The 20274-nt window shown below is 44.5% G+C and carries 25 protein-coding genes and 1 tRNA gene; 15 read left to right on the top strand and 11 right to left on the bottom strand.

All coding sequences use genetic code 11. From position 1 onward, the window contains the following. Nucleotides 1–62 precede the first annotated feature (62 nt). Both DOM22_RS01630 and DOM22_RS01625 read left to right on the top strand, forming a co-directional pair. Nucleotides 63–1172: a 3-oxoacyl-[acyl-carrier-protein] synthase III C-terminal domain-containing protein gene (locus tag DOM22_RS01630; RefSeq protein ID WP_142698717.1), complete on the top strand. Its 1110-nt coding sequence runs from the start codon at nt 63–65 to the stop codon at nt 1170–1172. Then, nucleotides 1169–1669, top strand: a complete 501-nt coding sequence (locus DOM22_RS01625) for a hypothetical protein (protein WP_142698716.1) — start codon at nt 1169–1171, stop codon at nt 1667–1669. Before DOM22_RS01630 ends, DOM22_RS01625 begins: the two co-directional genes overlap by 4 nt. 2 nt (nt 1670–1671) lie before the next feature. Here the strand turns inward: DOM22_RS01625 and DOM22_RS01620 are convergent, their stop codons facing one another. Both DOM22_RS01620 and DOM22_RS01615 read right to left on the bottom strand, forming a co-directional pair. Then, nucleotides 1672–2502, bottom strand: coding sequence for an aldo/keto reductase (locus DOM22_RS01620; protein WP_142698715.1), 831 nt, complete (start codon nt 2500–2502; stop codon nt 1672–1674). 23 nt (nt 2503–2525) lie between these two features. Continuing rightward, nucleotides 2526–3491, bottom strand: a complete 966-nt coding sequence (locus DOM22_RS01615; protein WP_142698714.1) for a YeiH family protein — start codon at nt 3489–3491, stop codon at nt 2526–2528. An 80-nt stretch (nt 3492–3571) separates the two neighbouring features. Here DOM22_RS01615 and DOM22_RS01610 point away from each other — a divergent pair, with 80 nt between their 5' ends. The 4 genes from DOM22_RS01610 (at nt 3572) to DOM22_RS01595 (ending at nt 7619) form a co-directional block, all read left to right on the top strand. Beyond that, a complete protein-coding gene (locus tag DOM22_RS01610) occupies nt 3572–3979 on the top strand; it encodes a DoxX family membrane protein (RefSeq protein ID WP_142698713.1) in 408 nt (135 codons plus the stop codon). Nucleotides 3980–4032: 53 nt separating this feature from the next. Further along, complete coding sequence (locus DOM22_RS01605; RefSeq protein ID WP_142698712.1) at nt 4033–5280, top strand: DEAD/DEAH box helicase; 1248 nt, start codon at nt 4033–4035, stop codon at nt 5278–5280. Nucleotides 5281–5289: 9 nt separating this feature from the next. Then, nucleotides 5290–6708, top strand: coding sequence for a hypothetical protein (locus DOM22_RS01600; RefSeq protein ID WP_142698711.1), 1419 nt, complete (start codon nt 5290–5292; stop codon nt 6706–6708). Nucleotides 6709–6836: 128 nt separating this feature from the next. Next, on the top strand, nt 6837–7619 hold the full coding sequence (locus tag DOM22_RS01595) for a hypothetical protein (protein ID WP_142698710.1): 783 nt from the start codon (nt 6837–6839) through the stop codon (nt 7617–7619). On the opposite strand, the gene DOM22_RS01590 is transcribed toward DOM22_RS01595, so the two are convergent. From DOM22_RS01590 to DOM22_RS01575, 4 genes are all read right to left on the bottom strand, one after another. Then, the gene (locus DOM22_RS01590; RefSeq protein ID WP_371716805.1) at nt 7616–8113 is read right to left on the bottom strand and encodes a DUF4442 domain-containing protein; all 498 of its coding nucleotides are present in this window, start codon (nt 8111–8113) and stop codon (nt 7616–7618) included. The two genes, DOM22_RS01595 and DOM22_RS01590, sit on opposite strands and share 4 nt — an antisense overlap. Before the next feature lie 12 nt (nt 8114–8125). After that, nucleotides 8126–8638, bottom strand: a complete 513-nt coding sequence (locus DOM22_RS01585; RefSeq protein WP_210415667.1) for a hypothetical protein — start codon at nt 8636–8638, stop codon at nt 8126–8128. 104 nt (nt 8639–8742) lie between these two features. Further along, entirely contained in the window at nt 8743–9099 is a 357-nt protein-coding gene (locus DOM22_RS01580) for a GFA family protein (protein WP_142698709.1), read from the bottom strand. Then, on the bottom strand, nt 9099–9611 hold the full coding sequence (locus tag DOM22_RS01575; RefSeq protein WP_142698708.1) for a hypothetical protein: 513 nt from the start codon (nt 9609–9611) through the stop codon (nt 9099–9101). The genes DOM22_RS01580 and DOM22_RS01575 overlap by 1 nt, the downstream gene beginning before the upstream one ends. A 65-nt stretch (nt 9612–9676) precedes the next feature. On the opposite strand from DOM22_RS01575, the gene DOM22_RS01570 reads away from it, so the two are divergent. Continuing rightward, on the top strand, nt 9677–10333 hold the full coding sequence (locus DOM22_RS01570; RefSeq protein ID WP_142698707.1) for a type 1 glutamine amidotransferase: 657 nt from the start codon (nt 9677–9679) through the stop codon (nt 10331–10333). On the opposite strand, the gene DOM22_RS01565 is transcribed toward DOM22_RS01570, so the two are convergent. Beyond that, entirely contained in the window at nt 10330–11841 is a 1512-nt protein-coding gene (locus tag DOM22_RS01565; protein WP_142698706.1) for a YiiX/YebB-like N1pC/P60 family cysteine hydrolase, read from the bottom strand. The two genes, DOM22_RS01570 and DOM22_RS01565, sit on opposite strands and share 4 nt — an antisense overlap. Before the next feature lie 198 nt (nt 11842–12039). Here DOM22_RS01565 and DOM22_RS01560 point away from each other — a divergent pair. Beyond that, nucleotides 12040–12130 (top strand) — tRNA-Ser (locus DOM22_RS01560). A gap of 7 nt (nt 12131–12137) precedes the next feature. On the opposite strand, the gene DOM22_RS01555 is transcribed toward DOM22_RS01560, so the two are convergent. After that, nucleotides 12138–12533 carry an SRPBCC domain-containing protein gene (locus DOM22_RS01555; RefSeq protein WP_142698705.1) on the bottom strand — a complete coding sequence of 132 codons (396 nt, stop codon included), beginning with the start codon at nt 12531–12533 and terminating at the stop codon, nt 12138–12140. 249 nt (nt 12534–12782) lie between these two features. Here DOM22_RS01555 and DOM22_RS01550 point away from each other — a divergent pair, with 249 nt between their 5' ends. Beyond that, nucleotides 12783–13208: a hypothetical protein gene (locus DOM22_RS01550; RefSeq protein WP_142698704.1), complete on the top strand. Its 426-nt coding sequence runs from the start codon at nt 12783–12785 to the stop codon at nt 13206–13208. 45 nt (nt 13209–13253) lie between these two features. Here the strand turns inward: DOM22_RS01550 and DOM22_RS01545 are convergent, their stop codons facing one another. Then, nucleotides 13254–13817: a dihydrofolate reductase family protein gene (locus DOM22_RS01545; RefSeq protein WP_168196526.1), complete on the bottom strand. Its 564-nt coding sequence runs from the start codon at nt 13815–13817 to the stop codon at nt 13254–13256. Nucleotides 13818–13916: 99 nt separating this feature from the next. On the opposite strand from DOM22_RS01545, the gene DOM22_RS01540 reads away from it, so the two are divergent. From DOM22_RS01540 to DOM22_RS01520, 5 genes are all read left to right on the top strand, one after another. Further along, nucleotides 13917–14267 carry an ArsC/Spx/MgsR family protein gene (locus DOM22_RS01540; RefSeq protein ID WP_142698702.1) on the top strand — a complete coding sequence of 117 codons (351 nt, stop codon included), beginning with the start codon at nt 13917–13919 and terminating at the stop codon, nt 14265–14267. A 2-nt stretch (nt 14268–14269) separates the two neighbouring features. Next, nucleotides 14270–14824, top strand: coding sequence for a 3'-5' exonuclease (locus tag DOM22_RS01535; protein ID WP_142698701.1), 555 nt, complete (start codon nt 14270–14272; stop codon nt 14822–14824). Between the two features lie 77 nt (nt 14825–14901). Continuing rightward, nucleotides 14902–16380, top strand: coding sequence for a hypothetical protein (locus DOM22_RS01530; RefSeq protein ID WP_142698700.1), 1479 nt, complete (start codon nt 14902–14904; stop codon nt 16378–16380). A 185-nt stretch (nt 16381–16565) separates the two neighbouring features. Then, complete coding sequence (locus DOM22_RS01525) at nt 16566–17177, top strand: hypothetical protein (protein WP_142698699.1); 612 nt, start codon at nt 16566–16568, stop codon at nt 17175–17177. A gap of 162 nt (nt 17178–17339) precedes the next feature. Next, nucleotides 17340–18203 carry a PleD family two-component system response regulator gene (locus DOM22_RS01520; protein WP_168196525.1) on the top strand — a complete coding sequence of 288 codons (864 nt, stop codon included), beginning with the start codon at nt 17340–17342 and terminating at the stop codon, nt 18201–18203. 29 nt (nt 18204–18232) lie between these two features. Here DOM22_RS01520 and DOM22_RS01515 read toward each other — a convergent pair whose 3' ends face one another. Beyond that, nucleotides 18233–18595 (bottom strand): hypothetical protein, encoded by a 363-nt coding sequence (locus DOM22_RS01515; protein WP_142698697.1) that lies wholly within the window; start codon nt 18593–18595, stop codon nt 18233–18235. Between the two features lie 171 nt (nt 18596–18766). Here DOM22_RS01515 and DOM22_RS01510 point away from each other — a divergent pair, with 171 nt between their 5' ends. Beyond that, complete coding sequence (locus tag DOM22_RS01510; RefSeq protein WP_142698696.1) at nt 18767–19816, top strand: nitronate monooxygenase family protein; 1050 nt, start codon at nt 18767–18769, stop codon at nt 19814–19816. On the opposite strand, the gene DOM22_RS01505 is transcribed toward DOM22_RS01510, so the two are convergent. Continuing rightward, nucleotides 19805–20245: a DUF1398 domain-containing protein gene (locus tag DOM22_RS01505; RefSeq protein WP_142698695.1), complete on the bottom strand. Its 441-nt coding sequence runs from the start codon at nt 20243–20245 to the stop codon at nt 19805–19807. The genes DOM22_RS01510 and DOM22_RS01505 overlap by 12 nt on opposite strands. Nucleotides 20246–20274: the final 29 nt, after the last annotated feature.

Raw genomic sequence — 20274 nt, 5'->3', positions numbered from 1 at the left:
CTCCCCGGTGTATGTTCACACTGGATCTACAAGAGGTGTACGCGGGCCCTTAGCATGGAGTCATGTATCTAGGAAAGTTTCACTCCATTGAGCCTCCGTATCAGGTATCCCAGGATGCCAGTCTTGATTGGCTTTCGACAGCTCATCAACTTGCACAAAATGGACAATCCCACACGAAAGAGGAGTATTTAAAAATGCTCCACAGGGTGGGTTGTTCGTCGCAACAAATTCAGCAGAGATATTTTTTTGTACCTGATGTCGGCGAGCACGATTGGTCTCAAAATAAAATTTACCCTATTTCCGTCAGCAAGCGTGGCGTCAGCATGCACCATCGCCACGAATACTATCACAAGATCGTGCAAGATCTTTTCAAACAGATTTACGACACCCGGACTTATCCTGACGATATGATTCATGTCAGCTGCACAGGATACGTCTCACCAAGTGCTGCTCAGCTTATTGCTCTAAAATCCCCTAAACCAGTCACCGTCACGCATTCCTACCACATGGGCTGCTATGGCGCCTTTCCGGCATTAAGAATGGCAGCGGGATTTTTAGCCAATGAATCTATCTTGGGAGAAAAGCGCAGCGTGGATTTGGTTCACACCGAGTTATGCAGCCTGCATTTAAATCCCGAAGAATCATCTCTAGAGCAAATGGTGATTCAAAGTTTGTTCGCTGATGGTTGTATCGCCTACCGCATGAGTCACGAACGACCAGACTCGGGCTTTAAAATTCATTCGCTTTATGAAGAAATTATTCCTAACACAGCTGATGCAATGGAATGGATGGTTTCCGATTGGGGAATGAAAATGACTCTGTCGAAAGATGTTCCCTCGATGGTCGGGACAAAGATTCGCGAATTCACCGAGCGCTGGCTAAAAACGCGCGGTTATGATCTTTCCAAACTTCAAAAGAATGCTCTGTTCGCTGTTCACCCTGGTGGACCAAAAATTATTGATCAAGTTGCGCATCACTTAGAATTAAAAAGTTCACAAGTTGAAGCCAGTCGTCGACTTTTGCATCGCCGGGGCAATATGTCTTCAGCAACTCTCCCCCACTTGTGGGAATCCATCATCCATGACGACAACGTACCGTCAGGAACTCAGATCATTAGTTACGCATTCGGTCCCGGTCTGACTGTCTGCGGAGGACTGATGGAGAAGCTATGAGCGTCTTCCTGTTTCTCACTATCCTTCAAGGTGTTCTGATATTTGTTGATGAAGTCTTTTTTCATCACAAACGAGGATTGCCCCGCTGGGAAAGATTGGGACACCCTATGGATACAGCAACAGTTCTTTCCTGTTTGCTATTCATAGGTTTAGCACCTAAAAACTCCACGACTGAAACTATTTACTATTCAATGGCGATATTTTCATGCGTCTTTATCACCAAGGACGAATGGGTTCATCGTAAGTTTTGCTCTGCGATGGAGATGTGGCTGCACGCGCTTCTTTTTGTGGTGCATCCGCTGCTATTGTTTTCGGCGGTTTATATCTGGGAATCGCATCGGCAAATGGTTTTAATGATTGCCGCCGGAGTGGTGGTCTTTTTGGTGTATCAAATCGTGTATTGGAACTTTATAGAATATCGATTACAAGAGCGGCGCAGGGCCGCCCTTTACCGCGATCTTTCACAAGAGGATCGCTATGATTATTTTCGCGAATAATTTTAGAACTCTGCAGTCATTGGATTTGGTCCAATACGCCCATCTTTGCTGTCCATTTTTTCAATCTTAGCCATATCATCGGCACTTAATTTAAAATCAGAAACATCAAAGTTTTCTTTAATGCGTGAAGGTGTCACGGATTTCGGAATCACGATAAAATTATTCTGCAAATGCCAGCGCAAAATAACCTGCGCCGTGGACTTGCCATGTTTTGCCGCGATTTCTTTCAGATGTGAATCATCCAAAAGCTTACCTTGACCCAAGGGACTCCAGCACTCGGTGAAAATGCCGTGCTTTTCATGGAACTCACGCAAATTCTTTTGTTGGAATTTTGGATGAAGTTCAATTTGATTAAGGACTGGAATTTCTCCGGTTGCATCGATAATACGAGTCAGATGCTCGGGCATGAAATTAGATACACCGATTGATTTTGCCTTACCCTGTTTTTTAATCTCAATCATGGCTTTCCATGTTTCAAGATAAAGACCACGATGTGGGGACGGCCAATGCACCAGATACAGATCAACTTGCTCGATTCCCAGTTTTTTCAGACTCGAATCAATCGCTTTCATCGCTTTGTCATATCCTTGGTCTTCGTTCCAAAGTTTTGTTGTGATGAATATCTCGCTACGGGCAAGTCCGCTGTTTTTAATTGCCTGACCTACGCCGGCTTCGTTGCGATAAATAGCTGCAGTATCAATCGACCGGTAACCAACTTTGAAAGCCTCGGCAACTGCTGTCTCGGCACCATCATCGGGCACCTGCCAAACGCCGAAGCCCAATTGAGGCATGTGGGTGCCATCTCTTAACGTAACTGCCGATTTGAATGCCATGGATATTCCTTTGCTTTCGAGGATTACGCGAGCCCGATCCAGCCCGCTAAAATTGCTGCTAATGTCAGTCCGCCAACAACAATCCATAGTAAAACACCTTGGATCAATGGTCGCACGCCGACACTGCGTAATGTGTCGCGAGTCAAATTCGCGCCGATCAGAAACAACGTGACCACTAAAAGTTTTTTGGCAAGTTCGTTGACGACTTTTCCTGCTCCCTGAAGCTGAGGGATCCAAGTAACTAGAGCTGCCGCTAATAAAAACCCAAGAATAAACCACGGAAATTTTGTTTTGCCCGCCGTAGATTCTTGTTTACGTGAAACCAAATATCCAAAGAACAATGTCACTGGAACAATCCACAATGCTCTTGCAAGTTTCACCGTTGTTCCCACTTCTAAGGCGTGAGCACCATATTGCATAGACGCTCCGACAACAGAACTTGTGTCATGAATCGCAAGTGCACTCCACAGACCGAATTGACCTTCCGTCAAATTAAAGTGATGACCCACAAATGGGAAAACAATCAAGGCCAGGGCATTCAACATGAACACCACACCCAAGGAGACCGAAATTTCATGGGGCTTCGCTTTGATGGAAGAAGAAACCGCCGCGATAGCACTGCCTCCGCAAATGGCTGTTCCCGCTGAAATCAAAATCGAAGTATCACGCTCAGTTTTTAGAACTTTACCCAAGAAATAACCAATGATCAGGGTCAACGAGATACCTAGCACTGTGTAACCCACACCTTGCGCGCCTACTCGGCCAACCACATTCAAATCCATTCCCGCACCCAAACCGACAACGGCGATGCTTAAAAGATTCGAGGTCAACTTACGTGTTTTAGAGATATAGGGATTGCCGACTGTGACTGCCGTAACCAATCCCAGAACCAATGCGAGTGCTGATGAGAAGCTAAAAACAAAACACGCCACTGCAAGTAGTGGAATGAGAGCCATCGAAACGAGATATTGGATTCTTGGTATATTCATAGGGAAAAGAGTAACCGACATAATTCTTGGTTGATACTAAATTGAAGATAAGCTCCAATATTTAAAAAGGGGTATTCATCATGAAAGCTAAACTACCAATGATCGCGCGTATTCTTTTCGGTTTGATCTTTTTTCTTTCGGGAGTTGCTGGCCTTGCACAACAGATGGGCCTTATGCCACCTCCACCCGTAGAAGGCATGCCACCGGCAATGTTGACTTACTTCCAAGGCATCATGGCTTCCGTTTATTTCATGCCGCTACTTAAAATCACGGAAACCGTGTGCGGGCTTTTGATTCTGATTGGCTGGTTTGTGCCACTTTGCCTGGTCATCATGGCGCCGATCGTTTTGAATATTTTCTTTATCCATGCGTTCCTGGCTCCAAGTGGCGTGCCCCTAGCTTTGATCCTGGGTGCTTTATTGATCTATTTGGCCTTCTTTGCGCCGCCATACGCGCCAAAAATTAAGGCTTTGTTTCACAAAAAATAGTAAATAATTCAGCAAGTTGGACATGACAGACCTCTCCATGATAGAGGTCTGTCATGAAATTCGAAAAATTCCACCTCTCTGAAGACCTTCTTCGCAACCTTGAAGACAACGGCTATTTCCGCACAACTGACATTCAGTTCAAAGCCATTCCATCCATTCTTAAAGGCGAAGACGTTCTGGCCATTGCCCAAACCGGTACCGGTAAAACGGCGGCCTTTGCAATTCCTATTATCAACATGATCCACTCCGAAAAAAGCAGCAAGCGTGCAATCGGTATCAAATGCCTGGTACTCGTTCCGACTCGTGAATTGGCTCAGCAAATTGGTGAAGTGTTTAATAAACTTTCCAAACACACGAAGGTTAAACCGTTCGCTTTATTTGGTGGCATCGAACAGGATGCGCAAATTAAAAAACTTCAAGACGGCATCGACGTGTTGATCGCGACCCCTGGTCGTATGTTTGACTTGATCTCTCAAGGTTTCATTAACTTGAATTTCATCGAACACCTGGTTTTGGATGAAGCAGACCAAATGTTGGATTTGGGTTTCATTGACGACATCGAAGACATCAAAAGAAAACTAAACCGTCGCCACCAGACTTTGTTCTTCTCCGCAACGATCAATCCTGAAATCAAAAAACTTGCTTACTCTCAAGTTCGCAGCAGCGCTATCCGTATCGAAATTTCTCCGGAAGATCCTGTTTCTAAAAACGTGAAGCACTATGTGATGTTCGTGGAAATGGATGACAAACGTTTCTTCCTTGCAGAGTACATCAATCAAAATGCAGATGGTAAATTTATCGTCTTCGTTCGTACTCGTGTGCGTGCTGAACGCGTTGCTAAAGCTTTAGAGCGCGTGAATATCGCGTCTTTGACGTTGCACGGAGAAAAAGATCAAGTCGACCGTGCTGACGTGATGGCAGCCTTCCGAAAAGGCGAATGCAAAATCATGATCGCAACTGACGTAAGTGCCCGCGGTATCGATATCCCTGACGTTACACATGTCATTAACTATGACTTGCCGGAAAAACCTGAAAACTACGTTCATCGTATCGGTCGTACAGGCCGCGGTTTTAACAAAGGTATCGCTGTTTCCTTCTGTGCTACGGAAGAAAAAGAACAACTTGCGAATATCGAGGCGCTGTTGACCAAGCCAGTTGAAGTTATTAAAGTAAACAAAGCCGACTATAAAATTATCGCTTCTCAACCGGAAACTTCAGATATCGATAAGAGCCTTCAAGCTTTGCTTGATAGCGAAGATCTGTTTGCAAATCCTAAGAAAGCGAAGTGGAAGAAAAAGTAAAACGACGGAATGAAATTCAGAATTTGCGCAGCCCTTAGTCTCAGCTTGATTCTTTCAGCCTGCGCAACCAGCGGTGGACGACGCCAAATCATTCACGTTCATACAAACCTCCCAGGAGCCAAGGTCTATCAAGACGACGAACTCCTGGGCCAAGCTCCCCTTCTTGCAGAAGTCCCTCGTAAAAGCTCACTCCAACTGAATGCCGTGGATGGACAATCCAAGACGACAGCCGAACTCAATGGTCATTATCGTTGGGGACGAAGCTTTGCCGGCAATCTGGGTTTTCTAAGCTGGGCCCCGATTGGCTGGGCCACAGATTTGCTGACAGGTGCGGCCTGGGAGTACCAAGACGAAGTCAATTTAGATTTTCCTAAATCGCGCCCAAGCAATTACCAGCCTCCCGTCATTATAACCGTCGCTCCACCGATTGCTGCTCATCCTAATATTGCTGACGAAGTCGGAAGACTTATTAGCACGGACTTAAGCAGCACACAGACTTCAGCAACGGTTCTTCCCTACAACCAGTCACTACCGATTTTTAACGATCATGACATGGATAACGATGACCAAGGTGACAAGTCAGATCGTTATGAGACTGCTTATCGCTTGAAGGCTTCAAAAATTTACCTAGGTACTGTCGATATCTCTTCTAATCCTCACAAGGTACTGGTCAAGGGTGAACTTCAAGATATTTTAAATCCTGCGGAATCAAAAAGCATGGACTTTGCTTTTGATAAATCGCTGACGCCTTCCATTTACGAGGTGGGATGGACAGATAGAAGCTCTGAAGTCGTAAGTGTTTTACCTAATTCGATTTTTATTATTCCAGCCTCCGGCAAAACCAGCCTGACTATCAATGAACAAAATGTCAGCGCAGAGGAGGTCAGCTCTGAAGGATTTGTGGAAAAGACCACACAGTACCTGGCTGCCATCAGTTTAAAAAACTTTCTGCCTCCTTCGAAACGCAAGGAATGGCGCTATCACTTTCGCTTAACTCCGAGTTTAAGTTTTTCTTACGCCCGCGAACATTTTAACGACATTCCGGCATTGAAAGACGTTCAGTTTAAACGCTTTCACACGGATGTCGGCTGGGGCCCAAGCTTTAACTATGGGAACAATCGATACAATCTGTATCTAAATATCTTTCCGACGGTGGGCTACGACTCGATCACGACCGAATGGCAGGGGCGCGATTATCGCGAAGACAGTCTTGGCGTGACGGTAGGCCTTGAAATTGGCGCGATGATGTTTATTAAAGAACGTTGGAGTATTCAAATATTCAGCCGAAGTGCGACTGTGCCAGAAGGCATGTGGAGTAATATTATTTCCGATGTTACTAACTCTCCCACATCTGTGGACTCGGCAGCCTTTGTGGCAGCGGGTATCGCTCTTGGATACACCTTTCCGAACAAGGATCTTCCATTCTAAGAGTGACCAAATTTTGGTCACCTTTTTTACCTAATTTCACCGTTCGCGAACTCAACCCCGCTATATAAACCTGAGCCGTGGCATATCTTTCGCTATTCAGAAACGAACCAGCGCTAAGGGGAACGGGGATGCTTCAAAGATCCATGAAATTCGTAATGGTTTGCACGATCAGTCTGCTTTCAGGCATGTCTTTGGCAGCGACGAAAATCTATACTCCTCAAGATAAAGAGTACTTCACTCATTCCTCTAAACTGGACCGTGCGTTGCAACTAAACTCAGGCCAACTGCAAGTTACCAACGAGAAAATTCCTACTACAGCAGTGGCAGTGTGGAAGCTTTTCGGAAAGGCCTGCGTTCCCAACGTGCGCAATGACCGCTACGCAAAAACGATGACCGTTCAGAAAAATGGAAATTTAACGGTTTTAAATTTTCAGTGCGATAACAAAAGCGACTATCACGCAATTCCTGAAACGATTCAGTTTATCGCAACCTTAGATCAACACGAGATTTTGGCTGACTTGCAGGTCCTCCAGTTCACAACCGATATCTCAAAACCAGCGAACATCAAAACTGATGACCCCAGTGATATTCTGTTGGAAGTTGGCGCAGGTACATTGATGCAAGGGTTGCTGGCTAAAGATCAAGACAGTATCGAGCACAACGACAAGATCATAAATTCTGTTGCGGGAAGTTTGGTTGCCGTATCCAGCGCTGCCCTTGCCTATAAAGGATTTAACATCACCAAGAAACAAGCATACTGGATTGGTGTCGCTTCAAGCGTGGTCGCCAGCATGCTAAAAAGCGCTTACGACACCTATACTGCAAACGAAGTTAATGCGACAGACACTATCAGTCACCGTGCTGGATTCATCCCCAACAATATCGATATCAGTTTTAAAATTTCGTTTTAAGTGCGCTCTTTTTTCTTTTTACGAACGTAAAGTTTTTTAAGAACAGAAGCAACCAGTTCCCCTTTGGCATCGATCACGTGCACTGGCAAATCAAAGATGTACTTCTCTCCGGAAGCTGTTTCTTTAAGAACTTTTTCGATGATTTCATCGTTAATTCTGAACTCGGCAGTTACTTTGGACTTTCCTGGAGCCACAAAATCAATCGTCGCCCCTTTATCCCAAACATAGTAATCCTGTCCAAGGTTATTGATCAGCATCAGCATATAGAAGGGATCCGTCATCGCGTAAAGAGATCCACCAAACTGTGTTCCAACGTAATTACGATTATACCAAGTCTGCTTCAGACACACTTTGATATAGCGATAGTCAGAAGAAATCTCTTCAATCTTGATCCCCGCCCCCAGATAAGGCATCCACAAGCTGATCATGTGCTTTACCAGCCAGCTTGGAGTTTTGGATCCCAATTTTCTAAGATATGACGTAAAAACGTTAATCACTCGATGTTCCTATTTTTCCAGTATCTGTTTTAGCTTCTGCAGATCTTTTGTGACCGCTCTTGCATCGTTCTCAAAATCTACATCAGACATCTTAGGACGACGATACAAAGTAAATATCACTTCACTGCCATCAGCATTTTTAACCACCCTTAAGGGATTGTGATTCACTTCTCCGGATGGAAGAGTGACATCATGATCAACCACACCGAATTTATTCTTTTCGGCAAAGCGTACTTTCACTTTACCCATGGGTGAATCCGCGATCCAATCATCTCCTGATTTCACCAACTCTGCCTGACTTAGGCCCGCGGCCCAGCGTGGCATGTTTTCTGGTGTGGAAATGAATTGATAGACTTCATTTACGTTTTTCCCAATTGAAATGCTGATTTGTTTTGCAGGGTAAGTCACGGCTATTCCTTTGCTGGGGCGAACCACGTTCTTGAACATTTTGATCTGGGACGATGCCAGTGAACTAACGAAAAGAATCAAAATGGAAATTTGAATTTTCAGATATTTGCTCATGGTACACCTCGAAACTCTATTTCAAACACCCTCCCCCTGTATTTCAAGATTAGAGAGCTGGCTTTGATATAAGTCATTTCGAGGTCTTGTTTATCTTTCAGTGACTAGATAGGGAATGATTTTCCGTCCACTTTAGTGATCTTCAGATTATCCAGATCAACGTCTTCCAAACAGCGTACGTTGATCGCAACCATTTTAGCACCGTTGGGTGCAGTGCCATGGGCAAATGGAGTCACGCCACACTCACCGCAAAAGGTATGATGAATTTGTTTTTTGCCGAATTGATAGTCGACCAGCTTTTCAGCTCCAGAAAGCATTTTGAAATTCTCAACAGGAACAAATGCCAGCAATGTGCCTTTTCTTCGGCACATTGAACAGTTGCAGCTGATAACTTCTGTAAAGTTACCGGTCGCCTCGTATTTTACTTCACCGCAATGACAGCTTCCGATGTGCTTTTGCATTAGAAATCCGCGATCACTACGAAATAAGGATCAAGCTTGGTGTCTTTATGATTGTATTTGGAATAATCATAGCTTTTGTAACTAAGCTGAAATGCCAACGGGATTTTAGTGGGAACTTTATAACCGAAGTCGATCTGGAAGCCAGAACCCTCTTTGTAGTCTCCGTAAGTCGAAGAAACGAAATATGTCGCTAAAAGGTATCCGCCACTTTCTTTGCGAGTCATATAGCCGCCACTTACACCGTACGACGTGCGATTCACCGTGGTTGAATCTGATGCCTGCGCGTCATTCTGGTAAAGTCCACCCAACACCCAAGGGGAACCTTGGAATTTATAGTAAAGAGCCACATCGTACAGAGTACGAGTCGATTTACTTTCAGCTCCTGAATCCTCGGAAGAAGAGCTCATATACAAGAGCCCCAACTTACCCATGCCTTCCGCTAACGCAAGGCCACTATTCAAGAGTACACACAAGAACACCAAAGCTTTAAGAGAACGCGTAATAGTTTTCATGCCTAAATACTGACAAGTCTCTGCTCGATGGACAATAGGAAAATGATTAGATAGCATTTTTAAACATGCAAAAGCTTTTAATCATCCAACATCAGCAATCGGTTCCTCCTGGCTCGACACTTGAGTGGGCGAAAAAGAATAGCATTCAGGTGGAGTATTGGCATCCTGCTGACGGAACGCCGGCTCCGGATTTTAAACCATATTTGGGCGTTGTGATTTGTGGCGGAACGGCGAATGCTTTTGAAGAGGATAAATTCCCGTGGCTGCAGACGGAAAAGGCATTCATTAAAAACCTGGTTCAAAACGACCAGAAGGTTTTTGGATTGTGCTTGGGCGCACAACTCCTTGCAGATGTATTGGGAGAAAGAGTCTTTGTTCACCCGGCGGGCTGGGAATCCGGATTCGTGCCGGTGAAAATGTCGAGCGGTGAAACCTTGCAGGTATTTCAATCTCACCTTTGCACTTTTGATTTACCAAAAAGTGCTGAACTTTTCGCCACGAATGATTTTTGTAAGAATCAGGCATATCGAGTTGGCAAAAATATCGTGGCCACTCAATTTCATCCGGAAGCCACAGACGAATGGATCAAATACTGCTCCGAAAAAGATCTCTCGGCGCGCACGGGAAATGTGCAAAACAAAACCGAGATGCTTAACTCCCTTCCTTTAAGAAAATCTCTTCAGGATTGGTACTTTAAGCAGCTCGATCAGTTGTTTCTTTAATCGCACTTGTGGTTATCGTCGTAAAAGAACCAGTGGAACTGTGAACCACCGAAACCAGGGATGTGGAGAGCCTTGTCATCCATACAGTCCTTACGGCGATAAGCTTCATTGATAATCAATAGGTCCTGGAATGAAGGAAGATAGCCGTTCTTTTTATAGAACTCAGCTTCCTTAGCATAAATATTCTTTTCCAAAGCACTGGCCACGACTTCGAACTGCACGTTTGTTTTGATGCTCTCGACGGGCATGTATTTCGGAAGAGTGTCTTTGGCAATACCGAACTGTCGGACCATTTTCGCAAGATAAGCTTTGCCCGCGTGCTTTGGCTCCCAGTGGAAATTATATCCCTTTGTGATCATCCAACCATAAACGCTTTGTAAAACCGCGTCCTGCATACGCACCTGACGAAGAAGTGGCATATGCCTGAACTCTGCCACGAAATCAAAACGGGGATCCACTTCCACGTCATATGGTGCGAACAATGAAGTTTTCGTCACACCCAAAGAACGTGGATAAGCATTGCCTTTGAATTTGCTAACGGTGCTACGGAATTTTGGAATGATCACCTGACCATTAGATGCTTTATCATAGGCCATTCTGACAACTTCCGAACAAAACATCGTCGAATAGTCGTCATCATTCATCGAGAAGTCATACTTGATGCCTTGGCCTTTATCCAATGCACCTTGAGCATAGTCATAAATATAGCGAGACGCTTGTTTAGCCAGTGTCTGATCAGGATGACGGAACAATGCCACGCGAGCATCTGCAGACTGGCGCCATTTCTCTAGCGGAGTCACAATCGTTCCGTATTGAATAAGGGCTTCGACCACATACTTCTTGCCGGCTTTATCTTCACCCACGACAGCCAAATGCGAAAAGTTTCCTTCTTCGTCCGCGATACGCGCGATCATCGCAGAAACATAGGACTTCCCGCGAATGATCATGACGTCACCCGCTTGCAATTCAAAACCTTCAAATTTTGGATTCGTCCAAGTGCTGGGTTTTTGATTAGTCAGTATCGGAGCTGCTTTAAAGTTATAAACTTTCTGTGCATACAACCAATCCAGCAGATACTCTTCGGCAAAGCGTGCGTATTGAAATCCTTCACGCGCTTTTGTTGCGCAGTCCTTGCTAAGCTCACTGCGAATATCGAACTCTTGAAGTTTTTCGTGCAATGAAATGCGAATTTGGAAAATCGTATCTAAAACTTCGGGGCCATATTTGCGAAGACTCTGTTGTTCAGTGGAAGATTTTGGAACGAAGTGATCTGCCGGCAAATAGTAAAGGTAATCCGTCACGTTGTTCACGAACGTCACACAAGTTTGCGGATTAAAAATCTGCGAGTTATTGATATCAGCCAAAACTTTCTGGCTGCCCGTGATCAACTCCCCCGTACTGGCAGGATTACGATATGATTGAGGTTCCATTGGTTTGGTTGAGCTGCTTGTACAAGCCGAGATCAATCCCATCACCGCTGCTGTGGCAATCATGACCAATTTATTCATGTAAAATCCTCCGAAGTGATTAATATTATTCGGCAATCAGAGGACTTTTGATGACTCGACCTGGGGCTAGGTTTTGGATGAATCCAAATGTTAACGCATCAAATCAAGAGCCGAATATCACCCAGATATTCATAAACCACGTCCTTGATTTCCCTGAGGGCAATTGTTATGTTAGCTCCTCTTCAGATCGTTCCCGATGGACAGGTGGCCGAGTGGCTGAAGGCGCACGCCTGGAACGCGTGTGTAGGTCAAAAGCCTACCGAGAGTTCGAATCTCTCCCTGTCCGCCATTTTTTCTTATTTCTGCTTTTCCAAATAAATCTTTATCGGATCCCAGTTGTACTTGCGCCATCCGTTTTCAATTGCGGGGATCATTTCCTTCGGTACGCCTCGGTGAATCAGCACAAGTTCGGTGCCGGTCTTGGATGGCTTCAAATTGAATGTTGCCATCGAGAATATTCCATCAGGGAAGCTGTGCCCTTGCCATGCTTGGACAATTCTTTTATTGCGAACGAGCTCCACGATGATTCCTGTTGCTTGCCCACCATAAACTGAAAATGAAGCTCCTGCCTTCTTTCCGATGTTGGCTTTTTTTCCGGTTAAGGCTGCATACTTTTTGGAATCAGTGAGCAAGCTGTAGATCACCTCAGGTACAGCCTTGAAATGAACCTTTTGTTTTATTGTTTTGCACATCTTATTCCTCCCGTCATTTGATGTTCGGTGAATCCATTTTACAAAATGAGCACACATGATGTTCCGACTTCATTCGTTAACAAACCACCAATAACCCAACAATTGCTACAGAACGCTCGTTGGAAACATTGAGACCACTGACCAGTTTTTCCTTCAACACCCACGCAAACTTAAAATTTTGTTTAGTGAGAAAGAAATTGTGCGCAAGATGAATGCTGCTTCAAACGCCAAACAAAGAAGGAAGGCAACATGATGAACACAAAGACAACAATGAAAATGAAAACGTACCAATACGGTCCTTACACTTTCAAATCTTATTTTAAAGCTGTAGGTAATGGTTGGGAAGTTGGTTTTAAACAAGGTAACCGTACTTACTGGGTAGGTAACTTCGTTCACAAAACAGAAGCAACACAATGGTGGAGCATGTTCAACAAAGAGATCATGGCTTTCTCTAAAAAGTTCAATTTCTCTGCAAACATGCCATTTGCATGGTATTGCAACTTCCTATCCAACCACATGTACACTTGCTACTACACTTGGTTGGATAAAATGTTTAACAAGCACGAAACAAACTTCAAAAAAGCGTACACTAAAGATTTCAACCGCTACATGAAGATGAAGAAATCAAACACGATGACTTCTAAAGACACTGGCTACTATTTGAAAGCTATGTAAAAAACAAAAGCCTCCTAGAGATTTCTGGGAGGCTTTTTTCGCTCTCTATTCTGGACGATAAACGTTCATCATCGCACCAGTACTGAATACTTTCGATTCGATCAATTTCAGATATAGAGGCTTCTCCAGCTTGGCAAACAAGGCCGAACCTCCTCCTGCTGCAAGGGGATGAGTAGCAATCCAGAATTCATCAACTAAACCAGTTTGAACCAAATTTTGTGCAAACTCTACTCCACCGTGCGCTAGAAGGTCTCTCCCAGATTCCTTCTTTAGGTTTGTGATTCCCTTAACCAAGTCACCAGTGATCACCTTTGCATCTGACCAAGATTTTGCGCTCACAACCTGAGAAGGGTCGAAGCCGTTTCGGGAAAATGTGATCTTAGGGATTTCATTCATGTGTTTCGCCACGACTCCGGGAGCTGTGGGCCAAAAGGAGCCCAACTGAGTAAAGGCTTTTCTTCCCAACAGATGAGCACCGATATTTTCAATCTTTTCCGCCAACCAGGCAGCTCCTTCGGGGCTTCTGGTCTTTCCAAAATCGATTTTGCTATCTGATGATTCGATATAGCCATCAATGGACACGGATATTCTCAAGATTAACTTTCTCATCAGGCCTCCACATTCAATCATAACCATTTAGAAAACAGGCGCAAGGTTTCTAACCACTATGCCTTTGCCATTCCCCACCTTCCGGTATAGAAAAAACGTATGTCATCATGGAAGTTCTATCACAATCCCAATTGCAGTAAGAGTCGCGAAGCCTTGGCTTTCCTTGAAACTGAAGCCGTCGACTTTAAAACGGTGGAATATATCAAATACCCACCTTCCCGTGATGAACTCCGTGAATTGATCGCACAAATGACAGGCCCACTTTCAGCGCTGGTGCGAACGAAAGATGTGGAATTTACCGCTGCTCCATTTGACGTAAATTCAGCAGAGGAAGTAGCACTGCGACTTTCTGAAAAACCCCACTTGATGGAACGGCCTGTTCTTCAGGGAAAAGGCAAAGCTGTCGTGGGCCGGCCTTTAGAAAACATCAAAGAATTGATAAAGAAATAAATATGACTCAACCGGCATTCAAAATTCTATCTTTCACTGGAAAGATTCATCTTATCAACACCGATCACGAGCTTCAAGCCGTGGCCAGTGCGCTGGAGTCCGCGAATGAGTTGGGCTTTGACACCGAAACTCGTCCTGCGTTTAAAAAAGGTGAAGTATATCAGGTTACCTTGCTACAACTGGCGACAGAAACCGACGCCTACGTCATTCGCCTTAAACACATTAGAAATTTCGAATTGATCAAGAATATTTTCGAGAATCCCAACGTCATCAAAGCCGGAGTTGCGATCAGAGACGACATCAAAAATCTGAACAAACGTTTTCAATTTGTTCCTGATGGTTTCGTGGAACTGCAGACGCTGGCAAAAGCCAAGAATCTGAATAACTTTGGGCTAAAGAGCATGACCGAGGAAGTTCTGGAGGGAACAATCACCAAAGGCCCCAAGACGACGAACTGGGAAGCCAACGAACTGACTCATAAGCAGATTCTGTACGCAGCAACTGACGCGTGGATTGGCCTAAAGCTTTATCAAAAGATTTCGTCTATTCATATTTAGTTTAAATGTGAATTACACCCTTTTATGTTGAATCCCCAAAAGGCCTTGTGGTAGCTGATTACCACTCGGGGGTGTTCATGAGATTTCAGGCTGTCTTGGCGTTATTCTTGTTCATTACTACGGTATCTGCCGTTGCAGCCCCGACTCTTCAGGAAAAACTGACCGAACAGTGGAAACGCTATGACCAGGCTCGGGCATTATTGCTAGAGCAAGTTCAAAAAACTGATATCCCCGCCGCTCAACGTGCGATCTCTCGTGAAGCTTGGGAGAAAATCCTTCAACTTCCGGAGGACTATGCTTTTACTCCGCAAGATCTTTCTGACTTAAAAAATATCCAAGCTCGTCGCATTCAAATCGCAAAAGATAAAGCTAAGCTTGATTCCATCATCAATCTGGATCGTATTCGCGCTAAAAAAACTGCTAAACAGTTCTGCGAGAAAATTCCCAAGGGAGCTATGTTACACATCCATCCGGGTGGAACATTAGATCGTGCTCTTGCCGCGAAGTTACTGGCAGATGTAAACGCGAAAATTGAAGCGGCAGAGCTTCTTAAGCATATCGACAGCACCGGTGGCAATTCGATGCTGCTCCCCGAAGAGCGTGCGTGGCTGTCACAAATTCCCGCCGATGCGAACTATCTGACGTTATCGCCCGCGGACCAAAAGACATTTTCTAACTACTTGTTCCTACCTCCGGGAAAACAGCCTTTTCCAAGATTCAATAGTGTGTTTTCATTCCTGGGATATGCCTTTCCCGAGTGGGAGCAATACGAGCAGGTTCTGCTGGACTTCGCGCAAAGAGCAGTTCGCCAAGGAGTTCTTTACGCTGAACTCACAACCAGCACGAGTGACGATCTATTTAAAGCAATCGCCGTCGTAGAACAGCAGACCGGTCTTGTCATTCGCGTGAACAACGCATTTAACCGCACGCGTGACTTAGATACTTTGGAGAATGGACTTCAAACCCTCTTAAGTTACCCGGGGAACCTCCACCTTGTGGGTATCGACTTTTTGGACAACGAAGGCACCAACCCGGCTTTGGAAAAAGGTCAGATCCTTTACGGAACCCTTTTACATAAACATATGAAGGGTGAAACTAAACTTCGTCGCACGATGCATTCGGGGGAAATCGGCGATGTTCGCAATCCTCGTGATGCCATGATTATGGGAGCAGAACGCCTTGGTCACGGAGTGAATCTTGCGAAAGATCCAGTAGCATTGGAATATGCTGCGAAAATTCACGAGCCGATTGAGATTAATCTTTCCAGCAACTTGCGTCTTTCAGACGTAGACAAAATATCGGAACATCCGTTTTTGAACTATCTGCGTCTGGGGTTGCCCGTAAGCCTAAGTACTGATGACGAAGGCATTTTCGATATCGATATCAATCACGAATGCCAAATCGCGATCGAACAGACTGATGTGACTTATTCAGAACTTAAAAAGATGGCTTTCAATTCTATCCGCACTTCATTTGCCTCTGAATCTGATAAACAGTCCCTCATCAGGGCTTTATCCAAGAGATTCCACCAATTTGAAAGAAGCCACGGCTACTAAAACTCCCATCACTCTGTTTTCTTTTAGATCACGTAAGTGACCCTCTCGGGCTACGCGAAGCTTTGATTCGGCGGTCACTTTAAGTTCTTGCTTCCCAGCTCTAATACACACAATTTGGAGTCAGATTTTAGAGGCACAGAAAGTGCTAAATCAGCGTCGGAACGTAAAATCTAAAGGAGAATTATATGAAGACGCTTGTTTTAGGCCTAGCTATGCTAGCTGCGACCCCTGTTTTTGCAAATACGACGGTCGTTGTTACGACGACTACAAAAACCGTGACGACAATTGAGATTGTTCAGACCGAGCAAGGAGACAGGCTCGAACGCTCTTATCCAGAATATGCCTGCGACTTAAATACACCGGATCTTAGCGCGTACGAACGCGCAATTTCTTTGGGAAGCTCGTACGGTCGTGCCGAGGAATTGGCTAGATTAGCAAGTCACTGTGAACTTAGCATGGATGCGTTCGCAAGAGCAGTCCGCAGTGGGGCATCATATGGTCGCGCACAGGAAATCGGTATCCTAGTAGCAAATGGTCGCTTAAGTATTAATGTCTTTGAACGAGCAATTTCAAAAGGTTCTAGCTATGAACGAGCACAAGAATTAGCTATGAAAGCAGCTTTGGGACAATTTGATATCAACGCATTTGAAAAAGCCGTTAGCTTAGGTGCCTCTTACAGCAGAGCCCAAGAAATTGGAGAACTATCTGCGCAGAATCGGATCGATATGTACGTGTTTGAAAGAGTCATTAGAACAGGCGCTTCTTATGAGCGCGCACAAAGAATGGCTCTTCGCTAACATGACTGATATGTCCATCAGTGCTTATGAAACTCTGATGGACATAAAGTACTGCTCAGATATTCGCCTCATTCCGAGAACAAATTCAGCTATAAGCCGATCCTTACTTCGCTTTAATGCCCAAAGCTTCAGCTTACGCGAATAATCTTCGATAAGTCCTTTGTGACAACAAAGCCACTAAAAGTACTTCATATAGATGACTCCTCTATCCTACGAAAAACAGTCAGCCGTGGGATGGAAGAATTTAAAGAAAATTACGAACTCACCCAGGTAAGTTCGGTCGACGAGGCCTTGAATCTTCTATTTTCAGGAAAACAATTCGATCTGATTTTAACGGATTGGCTGATGCCCGGAAAAAGTGGTTTCAATTTATTGTGCATCTTGAAATCGCACCCAGTTTATCACCGTCTACCCGTATTTTTCTTAACTTCCGAATACGAAAACTCAAGCCTGGTGACTGCTGTTACGTATGGAGCCGCGGGTCTTTTAAAGAAACCGACAACGGCTGCCGATATCCACTCCTACTTACAAAAAAGAATTTCCGTCATCAATGAATCTAAAATTCCCAAATCAGATTCTTTTACGGCTGAAGCCAAACAACATCTGACAGAGATTCAGCAATTCCTTCCCCTAAAAAATGCCTTGGACCTTTCAGGCTGTCTTCAGAGTATTCAGGAATTAAGCGTAAAAGCCAGATCGGGAACGTGGCCGTTGCTTGCGGAGTACTCGCAAAAAATTGACGATACAATTGGGATGGCGTTAAACAAAGATCAGCGACTGCTTACGCCGCTCTCGGAAATTATAAAGGAATACGTTTCCTTTATCAATCAATCGGTAAGTTCCATCGAAAGCGGAAAGCCTCACCCGCCTCTACCAGAACATCTTGATAAGGATCTTAAGACTTATCTGATGAGTTTGGATGCAATTCTGATTCCTTGGGAAGTGATCACAGAACTTCAAAAGCACCTGAATGCTGACGGACAAGCGATTTTAGATAACTATATAAGTTCCAAGAAGTCAGGCTAGAAAATTGCGCGCGGGACGCGAACAATTTTCTATTTTTTAAAGCATTCCAATTTGTAAATCAAAGGTCCATTCACTGTAGAAAGCTGTAAACGACCCTCTTTAGAGAAATCTGCCGTTGAAACAGATCCTTTTGTATAATTAGGAGCCTCGACGATACTAACGTGAAACGGACCTTCCTTCGGTCCGTTTAAAATAAAGGCACGCTCTTCAAGATCCGCCGACAATACGATGTGTGCGGCATTTTCAACTTCGACAGTCATTGGCACTTTATTCTGTCTGGAGCTTCCATCGGAAAATGATTCGTAAACTTGGGCCGTGCATTCAATATTATAATTTCCTGCGAAAGCCGAGACAGGTGGCAAAAGCAATAGACCTAAGAATACATTCTTCATAGAAACTCCAACCGAACGCGTGCACATCCTTGGCGCGCTTCAATTAGTTTTGCGGTCATTTCCGAAAATATCAATCCTACTTTTGCGATTTATTCGATCCAACTCAGGTCCTAAGGCTAAAAACACAAATCCCATGACTTACACGGCGTTCAGGAAGAAAATTAAATCATCATGAATCTTTTAAAAGATCTCGGCATTGAAAAGCCTTTGATTCTAGCTCCCATGGCAGGTGGCCCTTCGACTCCTCAGTTGGTTGCGGCTGCTTCAAATGCGGGAATCTTGGGATCACTGGGTTGTGCCTACGAAACTCCCGAGCACATTCATGAAACCATTCGTAAAACCAAAGAACTTACGACAAAACCATTTGCGGTAAACTTATTCGCACCGCAAGCAGATCCGATTCTTTCACAAAGTCAGATTGAGGCGGCAACGACGGCACTGGCACTCTACAGAAAAGAACTGGAACTAACTTCAACACCATCTTTGAAACCGCCATTTTCTTATGACTTTGAAAAGCAATTTGAGGTTGTTCTAAAAGCTGCTCCGGCTGGATTTAGTTTCACATTTGGTCTGATATCCAAGGAACATATAAATGCCTGCAAATCCCAGAGGATTCTTACCATGGGAACCGCAACCACTCTGGAAGAGGCCCTGCTACTTGAAGATTTGGGAGTCGATGCGATTGTGGCCCAAGGCGTGGAAGCCGGAGGACATCGAGGACTTTTCTCGACAGAAACTCCAGATCCGTTGATTGGAATGTTGGAGCTGGCGAAATCAATCGTAAAGAACACTAAGATTCCTGTAATTGCGGCGGGTGGAATCATGAATGGCCAAGATATGCGCGCGGCCCTTGCGACAGGAGCACAGGTGGCTCAAATGGGAACAGCATTTCTTTTGTGTGATGAAGCGGGAACCTCAGCTCCCTACCGACAGGCCCTCACCAATTCGCCATCTGATGCGACCAAATTGACTCGCGCATTCTCCGGAAGAATCGCCCGCGGAATCGAAAATCGTTTTATGCGCGAAATGGAAAATAAAAAGGAAAGCATTCTGCCTTTTCCAGCTCAGAATAACTTCACCAGAGACATCAGAAACAAATCTGCTCAAATGGGAAAATCTGACTTTCTTTCGCTCTGGGCGGGAAGTAATTTTTCTAGAATCAGAAAAATGCCTGCCAAAGAACTGATCGAAGTCCTTTGGCAAGAATACCTATCCAACTAAGGATTCTTTGATTTCAACAGCGGGATATTCCTCAAGATACGACTCACCATTGGCTCCACAATAATTCACCTGACGACGTGAAAAATCGACTTCATATTTCACGACTCCAGCTTTCCAAGTTGAATCCAAGAATTCCGGAAAAGTGCTGTTACCTGCTTGATCTGTGCGAAGGGCTTTGATCAATGCATCTTTATCAAAATTCGGTACGGAATGAGTCCCTGTTACTAAAGGTGTTCCTTGCTGAACCACACCACCCTCTTTCATCAGATAAACGGATTGGCACGAGGGTAATGACCAAATATTTTTTAAAATACCGGCTTGTCTTAGAGCCTCCGCAAGATATGGAAATCCGCCAACTTTAGGACGAACAGACATGGCACGTTTTTGCGCTTCTAATAGTTTCTCAATGTTTTTATTAGTGTTTGCCATCGGCTTCTCCCATTTTCTTTAAAACTATT

This window comes from Bdellovibrio sp. ZAP7, from assembly GCF_006874645.1.
Classification (GTDB): Bacteria; Bdellovibrionota; Bdellovibrionia; order Bdellovibrionales; family Bdellovibrionaceae; genus Bdellovibrio.
This window is presented reverse-complemented; position numbering and strand designations above follow the sequence as displayed.